Below are 24,445 nucleotides of genomic sequence, written 5' to 3' on the forward strand. Positions count from 1 at the left end.
CTCTTTGTGCTCACAAGAACGCGGAACGTGGAGCAGGCCGGCCGCCGCCCGCGAGTCCTGGTCGTAGCAAGCCCTGTCCAGCAGCGGAAACCCACATGACCCTGCCCATCGCCATCACCGGAGGAATCGGTTCGGGCAAGAGCCTGCTGGCGGACTGGCTGCGCGCCGCCGGCCACCCCGTGCTGGACGCGGACGAAATCGGGCGCCGGGTGGTGGACGAGAATCCCGCCCTCCAGGCCGCCCTGGCGGCCGAGTTCGGCGCCGAAATCCAGGGTCCGGCGGGCCTGGACCGGGCCGAGCTGGGACGGCGGGCCTTTGCTTCGGCGGCCCGGCTGGAGCGGCTGAACGCGCTGGTCTTTCCTTACCTTTGGGACGCGCTGGAGAGCGGGCTTGGCGCCTGCCGGGCCCCGGCCTGTTTCGTGGACGCTGCGCTGATCTTCGAGTGGGGCGTGGCCGGGCGCTTCGCCGAGATCTGGGTGGTGACGGCTCCGGCCGCCCTGCGCCTGGAACGGGCCGCCCGCCGGCTGGGCCGGCCGCCGGAGGAGCTGTTGGCCCGCCTGGAGCGCCAGTGGCCCCAGGCAGAGAAGATCCGCCGGGCCAGCTGCGTGCTGGACAACAGCGCCGCGCCGCTCCAACTGTGGGAGCAGGCCGACGAACAGCTGCGGCGCCTCGCGTTGGCTGGCTTGCCGCCCCACACCCGCCCGGTCGGAGCGTGACCGGGCCCAGCGAAAGACCGGGCATGCGCGCCTTTCCCCTTCTCCTCGGTTGGCTGTCCCGGCTGAGCCTGCTCGGCCTGTTGCTGGCCGGCCCGCTCTGGGGCTTCGGCCAGAACAAGGTCCAGTACGGCGGCAAGGACTGGTCCTTCATCCAGACCGGGCACTTCGACGTCTACTACTACGAGGGCGGCTACGAGCAGGCGGTGTTCACGGCCCAGACGGCGGACAGCGCCTACAACCTGCTCAAGCTCGACTACAACTGGGAGCTGCCCGAAGGCGAGCGCATCGTCATCATCACCTACCAGAGCCACAACGATTTCTCCAACACCAACCTGACGGGCTCCGTGGTCCCCGAGAGCGTGGGCGGATTCACGGAGTTCTACAAGAACCGCGTGGTGGTGCCCTTCCAGGGCTCTTGGGAGGACTACCGGCACGTGATCCACCACGAGCTGAACCACGCCTTCCAGCTGGCCATGTTCTACGGGGAGAACGTGCTGCAGGGGGCGATCCGCTTTCCCCTCCCCCTCTGGTTCGCCGAGGGCTGCGCCGAGTACACCAGCCGCGGCGGCTGGGACCGCGAGGCCAATATGTTCATGGCCGACGCCGTGGTCTCGGGCTACCTGCCGGACATCCCCTACCTGGGCGGCTTCCTGGCCTACAAGGGCGGCCAGAGCGTCTTCTGCTACCTGGAGGACGAGTTCGGCCGTGAGCGCTTCGCCGAGCTGATGCACAAGGTGCGCAGCTCGCGCAGCGTGGAGCGCGGGATGGAGAGCACGCTGGGCTTCGGCGTGGAGGAGCTCTCGCGCCAGTGGAAGGACTACCTGCGCCGGCTCTACTGGCCCGAGATCCAGGACCGCGTCCGGGCAGGCGAGTTCGCCGACCGGGTGACCGACCACCTGGAGCTGGAGAACTTCATCAACAACAGCCCGGCCATCAGTCCCGACGGGGACCGGATGGTCTTCCTGAGCGACCGCACGGGCTACTTCGATCTTTACCTGGCGCACATCACCGAGCCCCAGAAAGCCCGGCGCCTGCTGCGCGGCCAGCAGTCCGGCAAGTTCGAGGAGCTGCACTGGCTGCGGCCGGGCATCGCCTGGTCTCCGGACGGCGAGCGCATCGCCTTCGCCAGCAAGGCCGGCGACGAGGACGAGCTCTTCCTGCTGGACGCGCGGGACGGCTCCATCGAGCGGAGTTGGTCCTTCGGCCTGCAGGGCCTGTTCAGCCCGGCCTTCAGTCCCGACGGGCGCTGGGTGGCCTTCGTGGCCCAGCAGGAGGGCCAGAGCGACATCTGGCTGCTCGAGGTGGTGAGCGGCCAGCTGCGGCGGCTCACTTCCGACCGCTACAGCGATTTCGACCCCAGCTTCAGCCCGGACGGCGCCCAGCTGCTGTTCACCAGCGACCGCGGCGACGACCTGAGCCGCAGCGGCCGGGACGGCATGGCCGGCAAGAGCTACCGCACGCTGGAAGTCTACCGCGCCGGGCTGGCCGGCCTGCTGGCGGACAGCAGCGCGGCCGTGCCGCTGGAACGGCTGACGCGCTCGCACTACGCCAAGCGCACGCCGGTCTGGGTGCGGCACGCGGCGGAGGCTGCGGGGCCCCGCGAAGAGATCTTCTTCGTCAGCGACGCCGGCGGCGCCTGGAACCTCTACTCGCTGGACGCCCAGGCGCGGCCGGACGCGGGCGCTCCGCCCGTTCCCGAACGGCGCACGCGCATGCTGACGGGCGTCTTCCAGCCCTCCGTCTCCCGCCAGGGCAAGCTGCTCTTCAGTTCCTTCGAGAACGGCGGCTACGACATCTTCCTGCACAAGGACATCGACCGCCTGGAGCGGCTGGGGCCCATGCCCGCCGACGATCACGACCAGCTGCCCTTCAACCGCCTGCACGTGCGCCGGCAGCCGCCCCGCCCGGCGGAACTGCTGCCCGGCCCGGCGGAGGACGAGCGCTGGCGGCAGGTGGATTTCAGCGACCTCTCCACCTTTGGCAGCGAGACCTATGAGCGCTGGATGAACCGCGGCCAGCGCAAGTCCGAGGAGTCCACCCAGCTTGAGGCCCGGGTGGAGGCGCCGCGCGTGGACGCCCAGGGCCGCTACGTGCCCAAGCCCTACAAGCTCCACTTCAGCCCGGACATGTCCCAGGCCTCGGCCCAGTACGACGACCTGTTCGGCCTGCAGGCCGTCAGCCAGCTGGTGTTCAGCGACCTGCTGGGCAACCACCACATCTACTGCTATCTCAACTTCTACAACCGCATCGAGTTCTCGAACATCTACAGCTACTACCAGTACAGCGCGCAGCGCCTGCAGGTGCTGGGCGGCGCCTTCCGCTACGTACACTACCTGGCCGGCGAGGTGCCGGACCGCTACTACCGCGACGGGCTCTCCGGCGCCGAACTCAGCCTCTCCTACCCGCTCTCGCGCTTCACGCGCCTGCAGCTGGACAACCGCTTCAGCTACGTCCAGCGCGACAGCGTCAATGCCAACAACTACCAGAGCGACCAGTACGACCAGCCGGTCTACAAGGCCTATCAGCGCGGGCGCTTCCTCACCAGCGGCCTCTCGTGGGTCTTCGACAACACGCTCTGGGGGGAGATCAGCCCGGTGAACGGCTGGCGCGGCACGGCCGACTACACGCGGGGCTTCCCGGTCAAGGGCTCGGCGGACGCGGGCAACGACTTCCACACCCTGACCCTGGACCTGCGCCGCTACCAGCGGATCAGCAACGACGTCCAACTGGCCCTGCGCGCCACGGGCGGCCTCTCGGCGGGGGAGACGCCCCAGCGCTTCTTCCTGGGCGGGGCGCGCAATTGGATCAACACGCGCTACTTCCACTCCAGTGACGACCAGCGCAACAACAACCTGCGCTCGAACATCGAGGAGCTCTACTACGCCGAACTCGTGCTGCCCCTGCGCGGCGCGGCGCTCTACCAGCGCGAGGGCGACCGCTACCTGCTGGGCAACGCCGAGCTGCGCTTCCCCATCCTGCGCTACCTCGTGACGGGCTGGCCCGTCACGCTGGCCTTCCAGAACCTGCGCGGCGTGGTCTTCACCGACGTGGGCGGCGCCTGGGACCACGGCGGCTCCTGGAACGCCACCGACTCCCGCGGCCACCTGGAGGACCTGCTCCAGAGCTACGGCTGGGGCTTCCGCGTCAACCTGGGCGTGGTGCTGCTGAAAATGGACTGGGCCTGGGTCACCACCTGGAACGGCAACCCCGACGGCCCGCAATTCGTGCTCACCATGGGCACCGATTTTTAGGGAATCCCCCGCATGTCAGATCCCCGCAATCCCCAGCTGGCGGTCGGCCAGGAGCTGCACGGGTACACGGTCCTGTGTCACGCCGAGGCCCCCAACATCCGGGCCCACACCTGGGAGCTGCGCCACGCGCGCACCGGCGCCCGGCACGTCCACATCAGCCACGAGCTGGAAGAGAACACCTTCATCACCTGCCTGCGCACCCTGCCCGTGGACTCCACGGGCGTGGCGCACATCCTCGAGCACGGGGTGCTGGAGGGCTCGCGCCGCTACCCGGTGAAGATGTTCAACCAGCTCACCGGCCGCAGCCTGAACAGCTTCCTCAACGCCTTCACGAGCCCGGACCGCACGGCCTATCCCTTCGCCACCCCCAACGCCGAGGACTGGGACAACCTGCTGACCCGCTACCTGGACGCCGTCTTCCACCCGTTGCTGGAGGAGGAGGCCTTTTTGCAGGAGGGCTGGCGGCTGGAGTTCAGCCGCCCGGAGGATCCGGACAGTCCGCTGGAGATCCGCGGCGTGGTCTACAACGAGATGAAGGCGGCCCTCTCCAGCCCGGACGCGCAGTTCAGCCGGCGCTTCCGGCGCGAGCTGCTGCCCGGCCTCTGCTACCGGCACGAGTCCGGCGGCGATCCGCAGGCCATCCCCGAGCTGAGCTACGCGGAGTGGAAGGCCTTCCACCGACGCCACTACCAGCCGGGCAACAGCTGGACTGTCACTTTCGGCAGCCTGCCGCTTGCACCCACCCTGCAGCGGTTGGACGAGTGCTTCGCCGGCCTGGAGGGCGGACCCGCGCTGGAGCTGGGCCCGCAGCCCCCGCTGGGCGCGCCGCGCCAGCTGCGGGCGGGCTATCCCACCCTGGCCGGAGGAAAGGCGCCGCGCTACGCGGCCGTGGGCTGGCGCTTGAGCCCCCAGCTGGACCTGGCCGAGTCCCTGCGTCTGAGCTTCCTGTTCGACGTGCTCTGCGGCGGATTGGCCGCGCCGCTCAACCACGCGCTGCTGCAATCCGGCCTGGGCCCGGCCCTGGCCCCGGTGGGCTTCGACAGCTCCTTCTCCCAGTTGACCTTCGGCATCGGCCTGAAGGACGTGGCGCCCGGGGCCGGCCCGGAACTGGAGGCCAAGGTGCTGGAGATCCTGGGCGGGCTGGCCGCGGAGGGCCTGGAACCCTCCGCCCTGACCGCCGCCCTGGACCGCTTCGAACTGGAGACCCGCGAGCAGAGCCGGGCCTGGGGCATGCCCTGGGGCCTCGGGCTCTCCTATTTCGGCCTGCCGCACTGGATGGCCGGCGGTTCGCTCAGCGCCACCCTGCGCAACGACCTGCTGCTGGAGGACTTGCGCCGCGAGGCCGCCGCGCCGGACTTCCTGCCCGGCCTGATCCGCCGCTGGCTGCTGGACAACCCGGAGCGCCTGCTGGTCGAACTGGAGCCCGAACCCGGCGCCGTGGAGGCCCGGGAGATGCGTCTGAACCGCAGCCTGGAGGCCCGCCGGGCCGCACTGGGGGAAGAGGAACGCCAGGCCCTGCTGGCCCAGGCCGAACGCGTGGCCGCCTGGCGCGCCGACGAGGGCGACCTGTCCTGCATGCCTGAGCTGGATCCCGCCCGCCAGCCGCGCACGGGCCTGACCTGCCGCCACGAGGAAATCGCGCTGCCCGGCGGCCGCCTGCTACTCCAGGACCAGCCCGTCAACGGCCTGGCCCATCTGCGCCTCTCGCTGCCGCTCTCAGCGACGGATCCCGACCTGCCCCTGGTGGACTTGCTGGGCTGGCTGGCCCGCCTGAGCCACGCGGGCCTGGGCGTGGAGGCCAGCGAGCGCCGGCTGCGCTCGCTCACCGGGGGCATCGCGCTGGGTTCGCACCACAGCCTGCCCGCCCAGGGCGACCGCGCCCTGCACCGGCTCTCCGTGGCCTTCCACGGGCTGAGTCGACGGACGACGGAGTGGCTGGGCCTGCTCGAGGACCTGCTGCTGCGCCCGGATCTCCAGGACGTGCGCCGGCTGCAGGAACTGCTGCGCATGCGCCAGTCCAGCCTGCGCAGCCAGGTGATCAGCGGGGCCTCGCACATCGCCCTGCAGGTCGCCCAGGACCGCATCTCGCCCATCGGACGCATCCAGTCCGAGGTGGAGGGGCTGGGCTTCCTGCGCCGCCTGCACGGCCTGGACGCCGAGCGCGACGAGCTGGGCGCGCGGCTGCGCGGCCTGCTGGAACGCGCCCTGGCCGGCGAGGGGCGCCTGCTCTCCCTCTGCGCCGAGGCGGAGAACTTCCCGCCCGCGCTGGACGGGCTGCGCTCCTTCTTGGGGAGCCTGCCCGCCCGGCCGGCCGGGCCGGATAGCGAGCCCGGACCCGTGGGTGGGCCGCGGGCGACGCTGCAGGCCTGCACCACCGAGGTGGACGGCGCCTTCGTGGCCGAGAGCTGGCCGGCCCCCGCGCTGGGCGAGGCCGACGCGGCGCGCTTGACCCTGATCGGCACCTGGATGCAGCTGCCGCTCTACGAGCGCATCCGCGCCCGGGGCGGGGCCTACGGCGCCCAGGCCTCCTACGATTGGAGCCAGCGCTGCTTCAGTTTCCTCTCCTGGCGCGATCCGCGCATCGCGGGCACCTACGCGGACTTCGACGAGGTGCGCGGTCTGGTGCTGGCCGGACGGATCGGCGCCGAGGACCTGCGGCGCGCCAAGATCGAGGCCCTGCGCCGGCTGGACACGCCCCTGCTGCCCCACGAACGCGCCAATCGTTGTTTCCAGCACCGGCTGCATGGTTCAGGTCCCGAGCTGCGCGACGCCTTCCGCGCCCAGCTGCTGGACGCCACGCCGGCGGAGCTGGCCGCCGCGGCCGGACGCTGGCTGTCCCGGGAGGACGGCCGCACGCGGGCCGTGGTCTGTTCGCCCGCCCTGCTGGAACCCGCCCGGCTGGACGGCCTGGCGGTGGAACAAGAGGAGATCCTGCCCGCATGACCCAGTTGCGAATCCACTCCCTGCGCCACGAGGACCTGCCGGCCTGGAGCCGCTGCGAGCCCAATCCCACCCGGCGCAAGGCCTGCCTGAACGAACTCAAGGCATTGTTCCAATCCGGCGCCAGCTCGGTGGGCCTGCTCTGGTGGGCCCGGGAGGACGAGAATGTGCTGGCCCGCCTGCTGCTCGTGCGCGAACCCGGCGGCGTCTGTGCCGGGCTGCTGGAGCTGCCCTGGAGCGGCGCCTGGCGCGGCCTGCTGCGCCGCGTGCTGGAACGCGTGACCTACATCCTCGAGCGCCAGGGTCACACGCGCCTGGAGATCGGCGAGGAGGCGCTGGCCGGTCAGCGGGTCCCCCTGGAGGAACTGGGGCGCGAGCTGCTGGGCCAGGGCTTCCAGCCTACCCCGTCGCGCGCCGTGGTCCGGCTGCGCCGCACACGGACGGCGTCGGCGGAGCTGGCGGGCACTCTGCCGGCCGGGGCCGAACTGGACGGCGACGACGGCGGCGTTTGGCGGCTGGAGAGCCTGCCCCCGGCCGCCGAACTGGCCGCCGGATTGGCCGCCCTGGCGGCCCAGGGCGCCCTGGAACTGCGGCTGGAATGGCCGGGGGATCCCGCGGAACTGCCCGAGCCTCCCGCCGCGGACTGGCAGCGGCTGGAGGGCCGGATCCGCCGCGCCTGGAGCCGCCCGCTGGCCCGCCCGCAGGCGGAGGCCCCGACGCCCGCCGACCCGGCGCCCGTCGCCGACTGAGCCCAAGCGAGGAGACCTGATGTTCCGCAAACTCCTGATCGCCAACCGGGGCGAGATCGCCCTGCGCGTGATCCGCAGCGCCCGGGAACTGGGCATCGCCACGGTGGCCGTGCACTCGGAGGCGGACCGGGGCGCGCCGCACGTGCAGCAGGCCGACGAGGCCGTCTGCCTGGGACCGGCCCCCAGCCGCGAGAGCTACCTGCGCGGCGAGCGGATCCTCGAGGAGGCCCGACGGCTGGGCGTGGACGCCATCCATCCGGGCTACGGCTTCCTCTCGGAGAACGCCGACTTCGCCCGGGCCTGCGGGCAGGCCGGGATCGTCTTCGTGGGCCCGCCCGCGGAGGTCATCGAGGGGATGGGCTCCAAGACCGCCGCGCGCCAGGCCATGCTGCGGGCCGGCGTGCCCGTGGTGCCGGGGACGGAGGCGGCCATCGTCGATCCCGCCGAGGCGATCCGCGTGGCGGAGGGCATCGGCTTTCCCGTGATGCTCAAGGCCGCGGCCGGCGGCGGCGGCAAGGGCATGCGCCGGGTGGAGGGCGCGGCGGACTTTCCCGCCGCCCTGGAGGCCGCGCGCCGCGAGGCGCTGGGGGCCTTCGCCGACGGCGCCGTCTACCTGGAGAAGTACCTGGAGGAGCCGCACCACGTGGAGGTGCAGATCCTGGCCGACGGCCGGGGGAACGTGTTGCACGTGGGCGAGCGCGAGTGCAGCATCCAGCGCCGGCACCAGAAGGTGGTGGAGGAGAGCCCTAGCCCCTTCATCAGCGCCGAGCTGCGTCAGGCGCTCTGCGAGACCGCCGTGCGCGCGGCCCGGGCGGTGGGCTACGTCAACGCGGGCACCATCGAGTTCCTGGTGGACGGCCGGCAGAACTTCTACTTCCTGGAGATGAACACGCGCCTGCAGGTGGAGCACCCGGTCACCGAGTGGGTCTCGGGCCTGGACCTGGTGCGCGAACAGCTGCGCATCGCCGCGGGCCTGCCGCTGGAGCTGGGCCAGGCCGACCTGCGGCTGCGCGGGCACGCCATCGAGTGCCGGATCTGCGCCGAGGATCCGCTGGCCGGCTTCCTGCCCGACACGGGCCGGGTGACGCGCCACGTGCCGCCGGGAGGGCCGGGCGTGCGGCTGGACTCCGGCGTGGAGAAGGGCAGCGAGGTGGGCGTGCACTACGATCCGCTGCTGGCCAAGCTCAGCGTCTGGGCCCAGGACCGGCCAGCGGCCATTGAGCGCATGCTGCGGGCACTGGGCGAGTACCGCCTGCACGGACTGCGCACCAACTTGGACTTCTGCCGCTGGGTGCTGGAGCACGAGGTCTTCCGCGCCGGGCGCTACGACACGGGCTTCATCGCCACCCACTTCCAGCCCGAGCGGCTGGCGGACGATCTGCCGCCGGAGGCCCTGCTAGCCGTGGAGACCGCAGGGCTGCTGGAGCGTCTGGCCGGGGAGGAGAGTTGCTCGCACACCCGCCGCCGGCGCTCCACGGGTCTGGATTGTCACGAGTGCGGCCAGCGCGAAAGCGCCTGGCGCCTGCAGCACCGGAGGCTCACATGAAGCGCTTTGTCGGGTTGCAGGGTCCGGCGGCACGCGCCCTGGGCTGGGTGGGGGACACGCAGTCCGGTCAGCTGCACGAGGGGGGCGAGATCCGCAGTGTGGACGCCTGCCCGGGCGAGGGCCTGCTCTCGCTGCGCCTGGGCGATCGCCTGTTCCGCGTCGAAGCGCTGGGCGGCCACCGCTGGCGCGTCAACGGCCGGGAGGTGGAGAGCCGCGTGCTGAGCGAGCTGGAGCATCGATTCGCCGGGTTCGGCGCCGGGGACGACGACGACCAGGCCCACCGCCTGGAGGTCCCCATGCCCGGCCGCGTGGTGCGCGTGCTGGTCCAGCCCGGGGACGAGGTGCTGCGCGGACAGGGCCTGGTGATCGTGGAAGCCATGAAAATGGAAAACGAGCTCAAGGCCCCGCGGGCGGCGCGGATCTCCGCCGTGCACGTGCGCGAGGGCCAGGGGGTGGAGAAGGGCACGCTGCTGCTGGAGTTCGCCTGATGGGCCAGGTGCGGGTTCGCGCGACCCCGGCCGCGCCGGACACCCTGACCCGGGAGTGCTGGCTCGTGCCTTTCGCCGCGCCGCCCCAGCCGCGCACGCTGCGCAGCCGCGTCCGGCTGGCCAACGGGCGCCTGACCGTGCGCTACGTGCTGGAGGGCGCGCTGGAGGATCTGGAGCTGCCCCGGCCGGTGGACCCGCCCCGGCGCCTGGACGGGCTCTGGCAGGCCACCTGCTTCGAGGCCTTTCTGTCCTCGCCGCCCGCCGCCGGCTACCGCGAACTCAATCTGGCGCCCGCCGGGCACTGGGCCTGCTACCGCTTCTCGGCGCCCCGGGAGGGCCTGCAGCTGGAGCCTGCGCTCGCGGCTCTGGACTGGAAGACCCACCGGGTGCCCGGGCACTTCGCCATCCGCTTCACCCTGCGGACCGCCGAGCTCGAGCTCGGCGGACCCGCCCTGCGCCTGGGCCTCTCCGCCATCCTCATGCGCCGGGACGGCGTGCGCGAGTTCTGGGCCCTGGACCATCCGGCCGCCGCGCCGGATTTCCACAATCCCGCCGGCCACCTGCTGGAGCTGCCCCTTTGATTTCGGCGCGGGGGTCGGGAATTCACCACAGAGACACAGAGACACAGCCAGGCAGATTGTGGATGTCCGCCCCGTACTCTCCAATCATGTTGCTGTGCCTCTGTGTCTCTGTGTTGAGAACAGTTCCCCAGCTACGGTTTGTGGAAAAGGATCACCCGCCCCTCGCGCTCCAGAACCCAGCCGAAGCGCTGCGCCAGCCACTCCAGCGTGCGCGGCCGGGCCACGCAGACGTGGGCCGGGTCGCGCGCGTAGCTCCAGCCCGGGAAGGCCGCGTCCGTCTCCAGCAGACCCGTGGAGAGCGCCAGCCAGCCGCCGGGCGCCAGCCAGTCGTTCCAGCGCGTCAGCTCCTCGAGGGGCCGGGACAGGTGTTCGAAGACCTCGCAGGCGCTGAGCCAGGCCTGACCGGGCGTCGGCGGTTCGGCAGGCTGGAAGAGCGGATCCCAGCCCCGGGCCGTCAGGCCCGCCGCGCGCAGCAGTTCCACCAGCACGGGCTCCGGGCCGCAGCCCAGGTCCACGCCGGCGGCGCCCGGCGGCAGGCGCCGCGCCAGCTCCTCGGCCAGCGGCCGCAGCCAGTCGCGGTACCCCGCGTCCATGCCCGAGTTCCGGTGCAGGCGCAGGCGCGCCTCCGCCGCGGCGGCGTCCAAGTGCTGGCCCGGCTCCAGCTGGATCAGCCCGCAGTCCGGACAGCTGCGCCAGCGGCGGCCCTGCTCGGCGTGGAACGGTTGGGCCGCCGCGCCGCACAAGACGCAGGGCCCTTCCTGTTGCTCCGCCGCCGGCTCAAGGGGACGAAGCGCCGCCGGCTGCGCCGTGCCCAGGGCCAGCTCCGCCCGCCGCGCCGCGCGCTGGCGCCAGGCCTTGCCGGGCTTCAGCAGCACGCCGTCGAAGAGCGGCGGCGCGGCGGTCTCGGCCATGGGATTGGGCAGACCCAGGGCCGCCAGCACGCGCTCCAGGTCCGGATCCAGCCGCGTGCGCAGGCGCAGGGCGTCCTCCCCCGCCGTCACACCCGTCAGCTCCAGTTCCACGCAGCAGAGGGCCAGCCGGCTCAGACCGACCTCCCGGGCCAGGCTGCGGTTGAGATGGCGGTCGCCGTGCTCGCCGTCTCCCAGCAGGGGATGGCCGATCCCCGCCAAGTGGCGGCGGATCTGGTGCATGCGCCCGGTGGACGGCCGGCACTCCAACAGGGAAACGCGCGTGGCCGGATGGGTGTGCGCGCCGCGGCCGGAAGGGAAGGGCGCCTCCACCCGGGCCAGGCAGCGCCAGGCGGTGCGGGCCTCCTGCAGGGCGGGTTCCTGGCTGGCCGGATCCATGTCCTTGAGGGGGCGCTCGATCAGGCCCTCGTCCAGCCACTCGCCGTCCCGGGCCGGCCAGCCCCGGCAGAGGCAGAGGTAGCGCTTGCCCACCCGGCGCTCGCGGAAGGCCTGGATCAGGCGTCCGGCCGCGCCGGCCTCCAGGGCGAAGAGCAGCAGGCCCGAGGCGCCGCGGTCCAGCCGGTGCACGGACCAGACCCGCCGGCCCAGCTGCTGGCCCAGCCAGCGGGCGGCGCTATCCTCAGCGGGGGAGAGGGCGCTGGGATGGGTGTGCAGGCCCGAGGGTTTGTGCACGGCCAGCCAGTCCGCCGCCTGGTGCAGGATGGGCAGGCGGGGCGCCCCGGCAGGCAGGTCCGGCGCATCGGGCACGGGAGGCGCGCCTATTCGGGCAGAACTTCCAGCCAGCCGCCCAGAATCTCGATCAGCTGCTTGGCCTGTTCCGGGCTGCTGATGTTGAATTTGGACTGCTGGCGGAACACGTCGTTCTGCTTCTTGTAGCGGGCGATGCGGTACTTCACGGCGCTCCACTCGGCCGTGCCCGAGCTACGGTCCCGGTAGCGGAAGACGATGGTCGTCCAGGCGCCGCGCGTCAGGAAGGCCTTGTCCAGCTCGCGAACCAACTCATCGCCGCTGGCGGGATCGGAATACGCGATGGTGATGTCGTCCAGTTTCTCGGCCATGGGGCTCTCCTCTGGGGTCCGGGCGGGCGGCGCGCGGACGGATGGTGGTGCGGCTTCAAGGTATGGAACGCCGGCTGGGGGCGGAAGCGGGCCCGCAAGCCGGCCCGGCTTCCAGCTGTTGCCCGTTGAACAGGCGAGCTTTGGTTAGGTAGATTGGGGCAAACAGGAGGTCCAGATGTCCGATCCAGCTTCGCGCGCGCCCGCCCCGGACCCGCAGGAAACCAAACCCCGCCGCCGCTTCAAGTTCTCCGCCATCAAGACCGTGTTCGCGATGGAATACGTCTTGCAGGGCCTGGCCAACCCCTTCCAGGGCATCACCTACCAGCCCTTCTTCCGGCACTTCCGCTTCGACTACGGTCTGAGCGAGGCGGCCACCCAGAGCCTGTTCTCCAAGTCCTACCTGGCCTGGAGTTTCAAGCCCCTGATCGGCTTCCTGATCGACGCCTACGGCAAGACGCGCACGCTGCTGATCATGCTGCTCAGCGCCGTGACCCTGGGCTACTTCCTGGTGCCCTATGTGGACCGCAGCTACCTGGTCTTCTTCGCCTTCATGTTCGGCCTGTCCATCGTCATGGCCGCCACGGACGTCTCCGTGGACCGCGCCACGGTGATCGAGGGCGACGAAGAGGCCAAGGCCACGGGCAAGAGCAAGGCCTCCACGGTGGGCCTGAACCAGGCCATCTGCTGGACGGCCATTTACGGCACGGGCATCCTGGCCGCCGTGCTGGGCGGCTGGATCGCCGAGAACCTCGAGTTCAACTTGTTCATCCGCTTCCTGTGCATCATGCCCCTGATCACCCTGGGCTTCGTGCTGCTGATGCCCAAGGACAAGGCCAAGCCCATCCCCGTGCGGCGCTCCGTGCGCAACTTCTGGGACGGGTTGAACAGCGGGCCGATCCTCTGGATCATGCTCTTCTACTTCATCTTCCACTTCCAGCCGGCCCTGGGCGCCCTCTGGACCAACCACCTGATCGAGAACCTGCACTTCTCCCAGACCCAAATCGGGCTGGCCGACGGCGCCAGCAACTTCGGCTACTTCCTGGGAGTGATCCTCTTCGCCGTGGTGGGCATCAAGTGGCAGGACAAGATGGGCCTGCGCAAGCTGTTCAAGATCTACATCCTGCTCAGCGTGGCCGTCAACCTGACCCAGTACCTGCTGGTGGATCCCTGGTTCAGCCGAGTCACCGGCGGCCTGCACGCCCTGATGCCGGGCGTGCCGCTGGAGAACGTGCGGCTGGGCTGGCTGGCCACCTACAACTTCCTGCTCTCCATCGCCGCCAGCATCATCCGCATGAGCACGTTCAGCCTGGTGGGCGCCGTGATCCCCGTGGCCGCGGCGGGCAGCCTGTTCGCCGGCTTCATGAGCGTGGCCAACCTGGCCTATTCTTTCTGCTACGCCTCCGGCGCCTGGCTCTACACCAACGGGATGAACTTCGGCGTCCTGCGCAGCATCCAGGACTCGGTGTTCGGCATACCCGGCCGGCCCGGGGACGAGTTGTCCATCAGCATGCTGATCCTCATCGGCTCGCTGGCCTATCTGCTGAGTTTCGTCGCCACCCGCATGCTGCCCGACAAGCGCCAGACCCTGCAGGGCGTGGATGAGGAAGAGCAGCAGGACGGCCCGGAGCGCTGGCTGCGCCTGCCCGCCATGACCAAGGGGCTGGTGGACAAGAGCACCCTGGCGCTGGGCAGCTTCCTCTTCCTCTTCTTCAGCTGGAACTGGTTCGCCGATCTGGGCCCGATCCAGCAGCTCGAGGAGGCCATCGGCGTCTACATGCAGCCCGGCTTCGGCCTGGGTTTCGATCCCATCTCGGCCCTGCTGATCTGCTTCTTCGGTCTGACCTTCGTGCGCAAGCTGACGCTGGACTCGCTGCTCAAGCGGCAGGCGGCGTGATTCTGACCTGACGAAAGCCGGAGGGCCCGCGGGTCCTCCGGCTTTCCCTTTCCTGGCGGGACGCCGTGGCCGATCAACCCCAACTGGTGCGCGCCCTGCGCCTGCTCCGCCTGCTGGGAGGGTCGGGCTGGACCACCGTGCGCGAGCTGCGCCAGCGGCTGGGCGGCCGCGAGACCGCTCGCACCGTGGCCCGCACCCTGGAGGCCATCGAGGCCGCGGGCCTGCACCTGGAGCGGCGCGTGGTGGCCCACGGCGAGCACGAGCTGCGCCTGCCCTTCAGCCTGAGCGTGCCCCCCGACCTGCTCAATCCCGACGAGGCCCTGGCGGCCCTGGTGCTGGCCCAGTTCGGCGAGCACTTCGTGGGCAGCCGGGTGGGCGAGGTGCTGGACGGCCTGCTGGACAAGGTCGAGCAGCTGCTGCCCGGCGCGGGGCTGATCGCCCATGCCGGGCTGGAGCAGGCCCGGGACGCCGTGGGCGTCAAGCAACCCGGCCAGGTGACCGGCGGCCCGGGGGAGGGCCTGCTCTTGCGCCTGCTGGCGGCGATCCTCGAACGGCGCTGCTGCCGCGTGGACTACCACCGGCTGGACGGCCCGGAGACCCGCCGCTTCACGGTCCATCCCTACAGCCTGATCTTCCACTCCGGCGCCATCTACGCCCTGGTCTGGCAACCCGACCACCAGTCCTGGCTGCACCTGGCCCTGCAGCGCCTGGCGGGCCTGGAGGCGCTGTCCGAGCGCTTCGAGCGCCAGCCGGACTTCCGCCTGGCCGACTTCATCAACGGCAGTTTCGGGATCTGGCACGCCGAGCCCTGCCGGGTCCGCCTGCGCTTCGACGCCCGGCTGCGCGCCTTCCTGCTCGAACGGCAGTGGCATCCCAGCCAGCAGTGGAGCGAAGAGGAGAACGGCGACCTGCGGCTGGACATGCAGGTGGGGCTCTCCCCCGAGTTGCGGGCTTGGGTCCTGCGCTGGGGCGCCCACGTGGAGGTGCTGGAGCCCCCGGCCCTGCGCGAGGACGTGCGCCTGCAGCTGGTGCTGGCCGCCGCGCGCTACCTGCCCGAGCCCCGCGCCACCGACTGAGCCGCCCCGGCCCACCCGGGCCCGCTTCCGCCGGCCTGGCGTGTTATTCCGAAAAAATTAGTGAACAAAGCCCGTCAGCAGGACGTGTCCTGACCATCTGGCCTTGCATCTTGGCGGCAGGTAGCGGGGGAAGGATGGATGGACCGGGCTGCGGCCGCAGCCTGCGTCCGTCTGGCGGGGCGGTCCGGGGGGGCACGCCCCGTCTCATTTCGGGCTAGAAATCCTCCAGGCTCTCGAAGCTGGAGCCGGGCTGGACCTCGCGCTCTTCGATGGCGTTGTTCTCCTTGAGCACGCGCACGGTGCCGATCATCGCTCCCAGGGCCTGGACCTGGGCCGGCGCCTCCTGCAGGATCTCCTTCAGGTCGGCGGGAATGGCCAGGAATTCCTGGTGGTAGGCCGCCAGGCTGACCCAGGCCAGCGCGCCGTTCCAGCCGCCGTTGTCGAACAAATCCTGCTTGACCCGCTGGAAGTCGCGCGAGATGGACGTGGAGTGGCGGATGGCCAGGTTGTCGCAGACCACGCCCACGCCCAGATTGTAGAGCAGCAGGCCCACGCGCTTGGCCTGGTCGCCGCTGAGTTTCTTCTTCTGCAGCGTGCCGTCCGCCTTGGCCCGCTCGATGGCCTCGTCCTGCAGGCGCCGCCGCTCGAGGATCAGGTCGCCCGCGCTGGAATCCGGGGTCGCGGCCAGCCGGCCGTCCAGCTCCTTCAGGGCCTTGAGCTCCTCCCCCGTGGCCGCCAGCCCGAAGATCTCCTGGCGCGTGTTGTCCAGGCTGCGCCGGGCGGCTCCCAAGTTGAGCTTGATCACGCGCACGCGCCAGATCGCCCGCTGCACGCTGCCCTCGTCGGGATCGATGCCCACGTCCTGGGCGGCCAGGCGCAGCAAGGAATCCAGCCCGGCCGCCTCCGCCGCCTCGCCCGCCAACTGGATCTGCAGCTGCGAGTCTTCCGCCTTGTCGTCCTGCTCCGCGCCGCCGCCGGCCTGGGCATGGGCCTCCCGGGCGAGCTCGCGCAGGGCCTGGCGCAGTTGGGGATTGTCCACGCAGCCGCCCTGGAACAGGGCGGCCACACCGAGCAAAACACCCGCGAGGGTCGTGGAGAGTCTCATGGCCGCAATGTGGCACTGCCGGAAAGCCGGGGCAACGCTCCTTGGAGAAGGCGCGGGCGGGCGGTACCTTCCCTGCGGTTACTGGGAGCCCGCATGCCGCCCACTGTTCCGGCCGCGTTCCGCACCCCCATGGAGAGCGCCACCCTGGCCCGTCTGGCCTGGTTGATCGCCATGCGCTGGATCTTTGTGTTGGGCATCGTGCTGGGCGCCGCGCTGGGCGCGCGCCTGTTGCCGGGCTTCCACGTCTGGCCCATGCTCCTGCTGGCCGCCTGCACGGCCGGCTTCAACGCCCTGCTGCACGTCCTCTACGTGCGCATCGCCGGGCTCAACGGCCCGCGCAAGCAACCCATCGTCACCAGCCTGATCCAGCTCCAGATCCTGGCCGACTGGCTCGTCCTGCTGGTGTTGATCCACTACACGGGCGGCGTGGAGAGCCCGCTGCTGCACTTCTTCATTTTCCACCTGGCCCTGAGCGCGGTCTTCCTCAGCCCGGGCTTCACGGTCTTCGCCCTGCTGTTCATCGCCACGGCCACCAGCCTGCTCTTCGCCGCGGAGACCCACGGCCTGCTGACCCCCGTCGTGCTGCCCGGCCTGACCAGTCCGGAGAAGCAGCACTCGGCGCTCTACATCCTGCACTTCTGCTTCTGGTATTTCTCCACCCTGGCCGTGATGACCCTGCTGCTGGGGGCCGTGATGCGCGGCCTGCGGCGCCGCGAACAGGAGGCGCTGCGAATCCGCCGGCGCCTGGAGGAGGTGAACCAGGAACTGACCCGCAGCGGCGTGGAGCGCATCCGGCTGATGCACACCATGGGGCACGAACTGCGCTCGCCCCTGGCCGCGGCCCAGTCCATGCTGAGCGCCCTGGACCTCAGCCAGGGCCAGGACCTGCCCCCGGCCGTGCGCACCATCCACCAGCGGATCCGCGAGCGGCTGAAGGGCCTGACCGGGCTGATCGGCGAGCTGCTGGAGCTGGCCGAACAGCGCCGCGGCGCGCCCCTCCAGGCCCAGCGCCGCATCGAGCTGGCCCAGTTGCTTCAGGGCCTGTTGGAGGACCACGCCGAGCGGGCCCGCGAGCAGGGGCTGGAGCTGCGGGCCGAGTGGACCGCCGGCCGCGAGGCCTGGGTGGGCGGGGATCCGGAGCGCCTGCGCCGGGTCTTCGAGAACCTGATCTCCAACGCGGTCAAGTACAGCCGCCCGGGCGGCGTCGTGCACGTGGGCCTGGAGCCGGGCGCCCCGTCCGGCGGCGAGGCCCGCTGGGTGCGGGTCGCCGTGCGCGACGAAGGCATCGGCATCGCGCCGGACCAGCTGCCCCGGCTCTTCCAGGAATTCTACCGCACGCCCCAGAGCCGCCGTCACACCACCCAGGGCACGGGACTGGGCCTGGCCATCACCAAGGACCTGGTGGAAGCCGCGGGCGGGCGCATCGAGGTCGCCAGCGTCCTGGAACAGGGCAGCACCTTCGAAGTCTGGCTGCCGGCCCTGCCCGACCCCGCCCCCGCTCCCGCCCACCGCCCAGCGGGCGTTCCGGAGCGCTCGGGAGCGGCCAGCGGCTGGGCGGCGGGCTCTGCCTGAGCCCGGCGGTCCACTCGGCACTTTCTACCCGCCCCGGCCCGGTCCCCGTCCAGCCTCCGCCACCAAGCCCGCTGGCGGCAAGGGTCTCCCGCCCCGCGTCCCCCTCTCCCTGCTCGTGGCACGGAACTTGCCAGTCCGCCTTTGAAAGTTCGGGAGTTCCATGGCTTCGATTTCGGAAGACCTGCTGTTCAAGCGCACCATGCTGCCCCTGATGCACAGCGGCCTGGATGCCTACGCCCTGCGCCAGAAGGCCATCGCCAACAATCTGGCCAACAGCGAGACCGACGGCTACGTGCGCCAGGCCGTGCGCTTCGAGGATGCGCTGGACCAGGCGCTGGAGAGTTCCGGCGAGGGGCTGAGCCGCACCCATCCGGACCACCTGCCGCACCCCTCCGAGGCCGGCACGGCGGCGCCCGAGCTGGTGGCGGATGAAGAGGGCAGCTACTTCAACGGCCACAACAACGTGGACGTGGACCAGGAGATGACCGAACTGGCGCGCGCCACCTTGAGCTACCGCTTCGCCACCCGCCAGGTGCGGCACGTGGTGGAGACCCTGGACCGCGCCATCCGCGGCGGCCGCGGCGGTTGATCCCGACTCCGGACTCGAACAGGACACGAAGAACACGAAGAGATAAGAAGAACACGGAGTGGGCGGATGAGTGGATTCACAACACGCGTTGTCTGGCAGCGGACAGAAAGCGTGAGACCGGCCTCTTCCGATTCTTCCCGCTCTTCTCTTCCCTTCGTGAACTTCGTGTCCTGCTCGTCCCCAAGTCAGGCCAGAGGAGGAGGCGGACGGTGAAAATCGAGGATCCCACGGCCTTCCATCACTTGAACATCAGCCACTCGGGGCTGAGCGCCCAGCGGCGCCGGATGGACGCCATCAGCGAGAACCTGGCCAACCTGCAGACCACGCGCGGCAAGGACGGCGGCCCCTTCCAACCCCGCGTGGTGGTGATGAGCGAGGGCGAGGAGCAGGCCGCCTTCAGCACGGTGGACGGCCCGCGGCCGGCGCGCCTCTGGACCACGCACCCCGAACACCTGCGGGCCACGGACCAGGGACAGGACGAGGACGGGCTGCGCGGCGTGAAGGCCGAGGTGCTGATCCAGAACCGCCGCCCGCGGCTGGAATACGATCCCGAGCATCCCGACGCCGACGAGAACGGCTACGTGGCCTATCCGGACATCAACGTGGTGGAGGAGATGACCCACCTCATCGCCGCCAGCCGGGCCTACGAGGCCAACCTGACCGCCATCGCGGCGGCCAAGGACATGGCCGGCAAGGCCCTGGAGATCTGACATGGCCCTTGTGACTCCTTCCATGCGCCTCTACCAGCTGGCCGGCGAGCAGCGCCCGATCTCGGCCTCCATGCTGGAATCCGCCCGGCAGACGGACCTCCTGCGCAAAGGCCACCAGGCCGGCAGCCTGGGGGCCAGCTCCCTCGAGGCACCGGGACTGGCCCAGCCCGGCGGTGCGGACGGGGCGGGCGAGGCCGGCCGCAGTTTCGTGCAGACCCTGAAGGACGCTGTGGAATCCGTCAACCTGCAGCAGGTGCAGTCCGACGACACGGCGGCGCGCTTCGCCGCCGGCCAGGTGGAGGACGTGCACGACGCCATGATCTCGCTGGAGAAGGCCTCGCTCTCCTTCAAGTTCATGGTGGAAGTGCGCAACAAGCTGCTGGACGGCTACCAGGAAATCATGCGCATGCAGGTGTAGCACGCGCCTGTTGACGACGTCGACCCCAATCGCGGAGCCCGTGAATGCCTGAGTGGCTGAACGCCTTTTGGCTCAACCTGAAACGCACCTGGAACAGCCCCCAGCGCGGGCGCCTGATCTTCATGGGCGGCGCGGCGGCCACCCTGCTGGTGGTGCTGGGCGTCACCTTCTGGTGGGCCTCCCAGCCCGACTGGGCGCCGCTCTACTCCGGCCTGAGCGAGGTGGAGGCGGCCAAGATCGTCTCCAAGCTCGAGGAGCAGAAGGCCCCCTTCCGGCTCAGCCAGGGCGGCGGGACCATCGAGGTGCCCCGGGCCGACCTCTACCGGCTGCGCGTCAAGCTGGCCGCCGAGGGCGGACCCAAACCCGTCATCCCCGGCTACGAGCTGCTGGACCAGCAGAAACTGGGCATGAGCGACCGCGAGATGGACGTGATGCAGAAGCGGGCGCTGGAGGGCGAGCTGGCCAAGACTCTGGACGCCCTGGAGTGGGTGCAGGGCGCCACGGTGCACATCGTCCAGCCCAAGCCCTCGCTCTTCTCCGACGAGCAGCTGCCCACCACGGCCAGCGTCACCGTGGTCACCGACAAGTCCTACGCCGTGCCCAAGAGCGAGGTGCAAGGCGTGGTGGCCCTGGTCAGCTCCGCCGTGGAGGGCCTGCACCCCTCGCGGGTCACGGTGGTGGACAGCCAGGGCAAGCTGCTCACCGAGCCCGTCGAGGACGACGAGGGCCTGGGCCGCTCGTCCAAGCAGATCGAACTCACGCGCAAGATGAACTCGTACTACACCCAGCTGGCCCAGGACGTGCTGGACAAGGTGCTGGGCGCCGGCCGCAGCGTGGTGCGGGTGACGGCGGACCTGGACTTCGGCTATCTGGAGCGCACCAGCCGGATCTTCGACCCGGAGAAGAAGATCGTCCGCAGCCAGGAACTCAACGAGGAGAGCTCCACCGGCGAGGACACCACGGCCACCCAGGAGGAGAAGCAGATCACCAACTACGAGGTGGACGAGGTGCTGGAGCACATGCGCGGCCAGCAGGGCGCGCTCAAGCGGCTCAGCATCTCGGTGGTGGTGGACGGCACCTACACGGCGGGCAAGAACGCCGACGGCGACGAAGTGATGAACTACGTGGCCCGCAGCCCGGAGGAGATGACCAAGCTCGAGCAGATCGTGCGCACGGCGGTGGGCTTCAGCGAGCCGCGCGGGGACCAGATCCAGGCCCACAACCTGGCCTTCGACAGCTCGACCCAGGAGAACGACCTGGGCGCCCTGCGGCGTGAGAAGCTCAAGGACCTGGGCCTGGACATCCTGCGCAAGGCCCTGTTCATCGGCGGGATCATCGCCTTCCTGTTCCTGCTGCGCTCCACGCTGGCCCTGGTCAACTCGCGCATCAGCCAGGCCTTCGACGACAAGCGCGCCCTGATGCTGGCCTCCGCCCGCGGCGAGACCTACGAGGAGGAGGTGGAGGAGGAGGTGCCGCTGCTGCTGGAGCTGGAGGCGGCCCGCTCCCCCGAACAGCGCCAGATCGCCCGCGTCCACAAGAAGGTGGTGGACTACTGCAAGGAACACCCGGATGACGCCGCCCGGCTGGTGCGGGCCTGGTTCTACGAAGGGAACTGATGGAAGGCACCGAAAAATTCCGCGAGATGGGGGGCGTCCAGCGGGCCGCCACCTTCTTCGTCTCCATCGGTCCCGAGGCGGCCTCCGAGATCGTCAAGTTCCTCGAGCCCACCGAGGTCGAGGAGATCGCCCGCGAGATCATCAAGCTGGGCAACCTGCCCACCCCCGTGCTGCAGGCCGCCGAGGACGACTTCTACGAAATGGCCATCGCGGCCGACTACATCAAGGAGGGCGGGCTGTCCTACGCGCAGAGCCTGCTCCAGTCGGCGCTGGGCGAGGTCAAGGCGCTGGACATCATCAAGCGCATCAAGTCCAGCCTGCAGATCCGCGGCTTCAACGTCCTCAAGAACGTGGACTCCAACGAGCTGCTCAGCTTCCTGCAGCGCGAGCATCCCCAGACCATCGCCCTCGTGCTCACCCAGCTCTCCCCCAGCCAGGCGGCGATCATCATCGCCAACCTGCCCGCCGACATCGCCAAGGAGGCCATGCTGCGCTTCGCGCGCATGGAGCGCGTCTCGCCGGAGAACATCGCCGCCGTGGAGCAGGTGCTGGAGAGCCGCATCGACTTCAGCCAGATGGGCTCCAAACTGGGCGGCGTCAAGGCCGCGGCGGACATCCTCAACCTGACCGGCCAATCGGTGGAGAAGTCCGTGCTGACCGCGCTCTCCGTCGATGCGCCGGAGCTCTCGGCCGAGATCAAGAACCTGATGTTCGTCTTCGAGGACGTGATCCACATGGACGACCGCAGCATCCAAAAGGTGCTGCGCGAGGTGGACAACAAGGACCTCACGCTGGCGCTCAAGGCCTGCACGCCGGACCTGGCGGAGCGCCTGCTGGCCAACATCTCCAGCCGCGCCGCGGAGATGATCCGCGAAGAGCTGGAGTACATGCCGCCCGTGCGCCTGCGCGAGGTGGAGGAGGTCCAGCAGAAGATCATCGACATCATCCGCCGCCTGGAGGACGAAGGCCAGATCTACATCACCAAGACCGCCGACGAGGGCGACATGATGGTCTAGCCCGGCTTGCCCGGTCGGGGGTCCCCCGCCCGGCGCCGCGCGGCCGGAACTGACGTGAGGAAGCCGTGAGCCTGTTCGTGTCTCTGCCCGTTGCCCTGCCGGCCCGACCCCGCCGGGGCCGAAGCCGTGGCTCCGGAACCCGCGCCCGATGAGCGGGCAGCTCCTCAAGGCCGGCAGCGTGCGGCTGGAGGGCGTGGCCTGGGTGGACACGGGCACGCACGCCGAATCCCGCGGCGACCAGGGCGAGTTCCAGCGCTCCAGCACGGCGCTGGCGTTGTTCCGCCGGCGCATCGAGGCCCTGCGTGCGGAGAACACCCAGCTGCGCGCGGAGATGGCCGCGCTGCGCGAATCCGTGGCGGAGCGCCAGGAACAGTCCCGGGCCGAGGGGCACCTGCTGGGCCTGGAAGAGGGCCGCCTGCGCGTGGAGGACGAGCTGCTGGAGGCCTTCCACCTGCTGGAGATCCAGTCGGAGGCCTTCCGCGCGGAGGCGGCGCGCTACCACGAAGGGGCCGATCGCGAACTGGTGGCCCTGGCCCGCTGGCTGGCCGAGCAGGTCCTGCGGCGCGAGCTGCCGCTGGACGAGGAGCGGCTGGCCCGCCAGGTGGCCGCCCTGCTGGAGGCCTGCCTGGACCAGCAGGTTCTGCGCCTGCACCTCCATCCGGGGGATCGGCGCCGTCTGCTGGGCGAGGAGCTGCTGGAGCGCCTGCCGCGCCTGCGCACCCTGCTGCAGACCCTGCAGGGCCGGCTGGAGTGGGTGGAGGCCGCGGATGTCCCGCCCGGGGCCTGCCGCGTGGAACTGCACGACGGCCTGCTGGACGCCGCGCCCGCGGGCATGCTGGATCACCTGGAGCAATCCCTCGTGCGGGCCCTGGAGGCCCGGCAGCCATGAGGGCGCTGCAGGACTGGCGCGAGGCAGGCGCGCGGCTCGCCCACTGGCCGCGCCACGGGCTGGTGGAGCGGGTCACGGGCCTGGTGGTGGAGGGCCGCGGCCCCCACGGCGGGCTGGGGCAGTCCTGCTGGATCGGCGAGCGCGACGGCGAGCTGGAGGCCGAGATCATCGGCTTCCGCGGCTCGCGCACGCTGCTGATGCCGCTGGGTCAGCTGACGGGCGTGCGGCCCGGCCAGCTGATCCGCCTGCGGCCGGACCCGCCCCAGGTGCCCACGGGCGAGCTGCTGGTGGGCCGCGTGCTGGACGCCATGGGCGAGCCCATCGACGGCAAGGGCCCGCTGGCGGTGAGCGGGCGCGCGCCCCTGCACCGGGCGGCCCCGCCCGCCCTGGAGCGGCCGCGAATCGACCAGGTCTTCGCCACGGGCGTGCGCAGCATCGACGGCCTGCTGACCTGCGGCCGCGGCCAGCGGCTGGGGATCTTCGCCGGCGCGGGCGTGGGCAAGTCCGTTCTGCTGGGGATGATCGCGCGCCAGTCCGATGCCCAGGTCAACGTGATCGGTCTGATCGGCGAGCGCGGGCGCGAAGTGCGCGAGTTCATCGAACGCGACCTGGGCGAAGAGGGGCTGAACAAGAGCGTGGTGGTGGTGGTCACCAGCGACCAGGCGCCCCTGCTCAAGCGGCGCGGCGTGCAGCTGGCCACGGCCGTGGCCGAGAGTTTCCGCGCGCGCGGGCTGGACGTGCTGCTGCTGGTGGACAGCCTGACCCGCGTGGCCATGGCCCAGCGCGAGATCGGCCTGGCCGCGGGCGAGCCCCCCGCCAGCAAGGGCTACACGCCCTCGGTGTTCGCCCTGTTGCCCGGCCTGCTGGAGCGGGCCGGCCGCACGCCGGAGGGCAGCATCACGGGCTTCTACACCGTGCTGGTGGACGGCGACGATCTGACGGACCCGGTGGCCGACGCCGCGCGCAGCATTCTGGACGGGCACCTGCTGCTCTCGCGCCGGCTGGCCGAGCGCGGGCACTGGCCGGCCGTGGACGTGCTGGGCTCCATCAGCCGCGTGCGGCCGGACCTGGTGGACGAGGCCCACGACCAGGCCGTGCGCCGCTTGCTGCGCTGGCTGGCCGCGCACCAGGAGGCGGAGGACCTGATCCAGGTGGGCGCCTACGTCAAGGGCACGGATCCCGACGTGGACCAGGCCGTGGCGCGCATGCCCAGGACCCGGGACTGGCTCTGCCAGCGCCAGACCGAGCACACGGACTACTTCGAGACGGTGCGGCGCCTGCGCGAGCTGGTGGCGTGAGGGT

Annotated in this window: 18 protein-coding genes and 1 pseudogene; 16 read left to right on the forward strand and 3 right to left on the reverse strand. The window is 70.8% G+C overall.

Features of this window, described 5'->3' with window-relative positions; all coding sequences use genetic code 11:
* Window positions 1-95 precede the first annotated feature (95 nt).
* The 6 genes and pseudogenes from coaE (at window position 96) to WC326_01395 (ending at window position 10,271) form a co-directional block, all read left to right on the forward strand.
* A complete protein-coding gene (gene coaE, locus WC326_01370) occupies window positions 96-716 on the forward strand; it encodes a dephospho-CoA kinase (GenBank protein MFA7329699.1) in 621 nt (206 codons plus the stop codon).
* Between the two features lie 23 nt (window positions 717-739).
* A complete protein-coding gene (locus tag WC326_01375; protein ID MFA7329700.1) occupies window positions 740-3,967 on the forward strand; it encodes a BamA/TamA family outer membrane protein in 3,228 nt (1,075 codons plus the stop codon).
* Between the two features lie 12 nt (window positions 3,968-3,979).
* Entirely contained in the window at window positions 3,980-6,910 is a 2,931-nt protein-coding gene (locus tag WC326_01380; GenBank protein ID MFA7329701.1) for an insulinase family protein, read from the forward strand.
* Window positions 6,907-7,656, forward strand: a complete 750-nt coding sequence (locus WC326_01385) for a hypothetical protein (protein ID MFA7329702.1) — start codon at window positions 6,907-6,909, stop codon at window positions 7,654-7,656. The genes WC326_01380 and WC326_01385 overlap by 4 nt, the downstream gene beginning before the upstream one ends.
* 19 nt (window positions 7,657-7,675) lie before the next feature.
* Window positions 7,676-9,690: pseudogene (locus WC326_01390) on the forward strand (acetyl-CoA carboxylase biotin carboxylase subunit).
* Window positions 9,690-10,271 (forward strand): DOMON-like domain-containing protein, encoded by a 582-nt coding sequence (locus WC326_01395; protein ID MFA7329703.1) that lies wholly within the window; start codon window positions 9,690-9,692, stop codon window positions 10,269-10,271. Before WC326_01390 ends, WC326_01395 begins: the two are co-directional and overlap by 1 nt.
* Window positions 10,272-10,402: 131 nt before the next feature.
* Here the strand turns inward: WC326_01395 and WC326_01400 are convergent, their stop codons facing one another.
* Together WC326_01400 and WC326_01405 are read right to left on the reverse strand one after the other, a co-directional pair.
* Window positions 10,403-11,947: a pseudouridine synthase gene (locus WC326_01400; protein ID MFA7329704.1), complete on the reverse strand. Its 1,545-nt coding sequence runs from the start codon at window positions 11,945-11,947 to the stop codon at window positions 10,403-10,405.
* An 11-nt stretch (window positions 11,948-11,958) separates the two neighbouring features.
* Complete coding sequence (locus WC326_01405; protein ID MFA7329705.1) at window positions 11,959-12,258, reverse strand: hypothetical protein; 300 nt, start codon at window positions 12,256-12,258, stop codon at window positions 11,959-11,961.
* Window positions 12,259-12,433: 175 nt separating this feature from the next.
* Between WC326_01405 and WC326_01410 the strand changes: the two genes are divergently transcribed.
* Together WC326_01410 and WC326_01415 are read left to right on the forward strand one after the other, a co-directional pair.
* On the forward strand, window positions 12,434-14,152 hold the full coding sequence (locus WC326_01410) for a hypothetical protein (GenBank protein ID MFA7329706.1): 1,719 nt from the start codon (window positions 12,434-12,436) through the stop codon (window positions 14,150-14,152).
* A 65-nt stretch (window positions 14,153-14,217) separates the two neighbouring features.
* Entirely contained in the window at window positions 14,218-15,228 is a 1,011-nt protein-coding gene (locus WC326_01415) for a WYL domain-containing protein (protein MFA7329707.1), read from the forward strand.
* A 214-nt stretch (window positions 15,229-15,442) separates the two neighbouring features.
* Here the strand turns inward: WC326_01415 and WC326_01420 are convergent, their stop codons facing one another.
* Window positions 15,443-16,333 (reverse strand): hypothetical protein, encoded by an 891-nt coding sequence (locus WC326_01420; protein ID MFA7329708.1) that lies wholly within the window; start codon window positions 16,331-16,333, stop codon window positions 15,443-15,445.
* A gap of 93 nt (window positions 16,334-16,426) precedes the next feature.
* Between WC326_01420 and WC326_01425 the strand changes: the two genes are divergently transcribed.
* The 8 genes from WC326_01425 (at window position 16,427) to WC326_01460 (ending at window position 24,441) form a co-directional block, all read left to right on the forward strand.
* Window positions 16,427-17,905 carry a HAMP domain-containing sensor histidine kinase gene (locus WC326_01425; protein MFA7329709.1) on the forward strand — a complete coding sequence of 493 codons (1,479 nt, stop codon included), beginning with the start codon at window positions 16,427-16,429 and terminating at the stop codon, window positions 17,903-17,905.
* 160 nt (window positions 17,906-18,065) lie between these two features.
* Complete coding sequence (gene flgB, locus WC326_01430) at window positions 18,066-18,494, forward strand: flagellar basal body rod protein FlgB (GenBank protein ID MFA7329710.1); 429 nt, start codon at window positions 18,066-18,068, stop codon at window positions 18,492-18,494.
* A gap of 209 nt (window positions 18,495-18,703) precedes the next feature.
* Entirely contained in the window at window positions 18,704-19,204 is a 501-nt protein-coding gene (gene flgC / locus WC326_01435) for a flagellar basal body rod protein FlgC (GenBank protein MFA7329711.1), read from the forward strand.
* Between the two features lies 1 nt (window position 19,205).
* Window positions 19,206-19,622: a flagellar hook-basal body complex protein FliE gene (fliE, locus tag WC326_01440; protein MFA7329712.1), complete on the forward strand. Its 417-nt coding sequence runs from the start codon at window positions 19,206-19,208 to the stop codon at window positions 19,620-19,622.
* Window positions 19,623-19,666: 44 nt separating this feature from the next.
* Window positions 19,667-21,238 (forward strand): flagellar basal-body MS-ring/collar protein FliF, encoded by a 1,572-nt coding sequence (gene fliF / locus WC326_01445; GenBank protein MFA7329713.1) that lies wholly within the window; start codon window positions 19,667-19,669, stop codon window positions 21,236-21,238.
* Window positions 21,238-22,254, forward strand: coding sequence for a flagellar motor switch protein FliG (gene fliG / locus WC326_01450; GenBank protein ID MFA7329714.1), 1,017 nt, complete (start codon window positions 21,238-21,240; stop codon window positions 22,252-22,254). Before fliF ends, fliG begins: the two co-directional genes overlap by 1 nt.
* A gap of 148 nt (window positions 22,255-22,402) precedes the next feature.
* Window positions 22,403-23,143, forward strand: a complete 741-nt coding sequence (locus WC326_01455) for a FliH/SctL family protein (GenBank protein MFA7329715.1) — start codon at window positions 22,403-22,405, stop codon at window positions 23,141-23,143.
* A complete protein-coding gene (locus WC326_01460; GenBank protein MFA7329716.1) occupies window positions 23,140-24,441 on the forward strand; it encodes a FliI/YscN family ATPase in 1,302 nt (433 codons plus the stop codon). The genes WC326_01455 and WC326_01460 overlap by 4 nt, the downstream gene beginning before the upstream one ends.
* Window positions 24,442-24,445 lie beyond the last annotated feature (4 nt).

This window comes from Candidatus Delongbacteria bacterium, assembly GCA_041675285.1.
Classification (GTDB): Bacteria; CAIWAD01; CAIWAD01; order CAIWAD01; family CAIWAD01; genus CAIWAD01.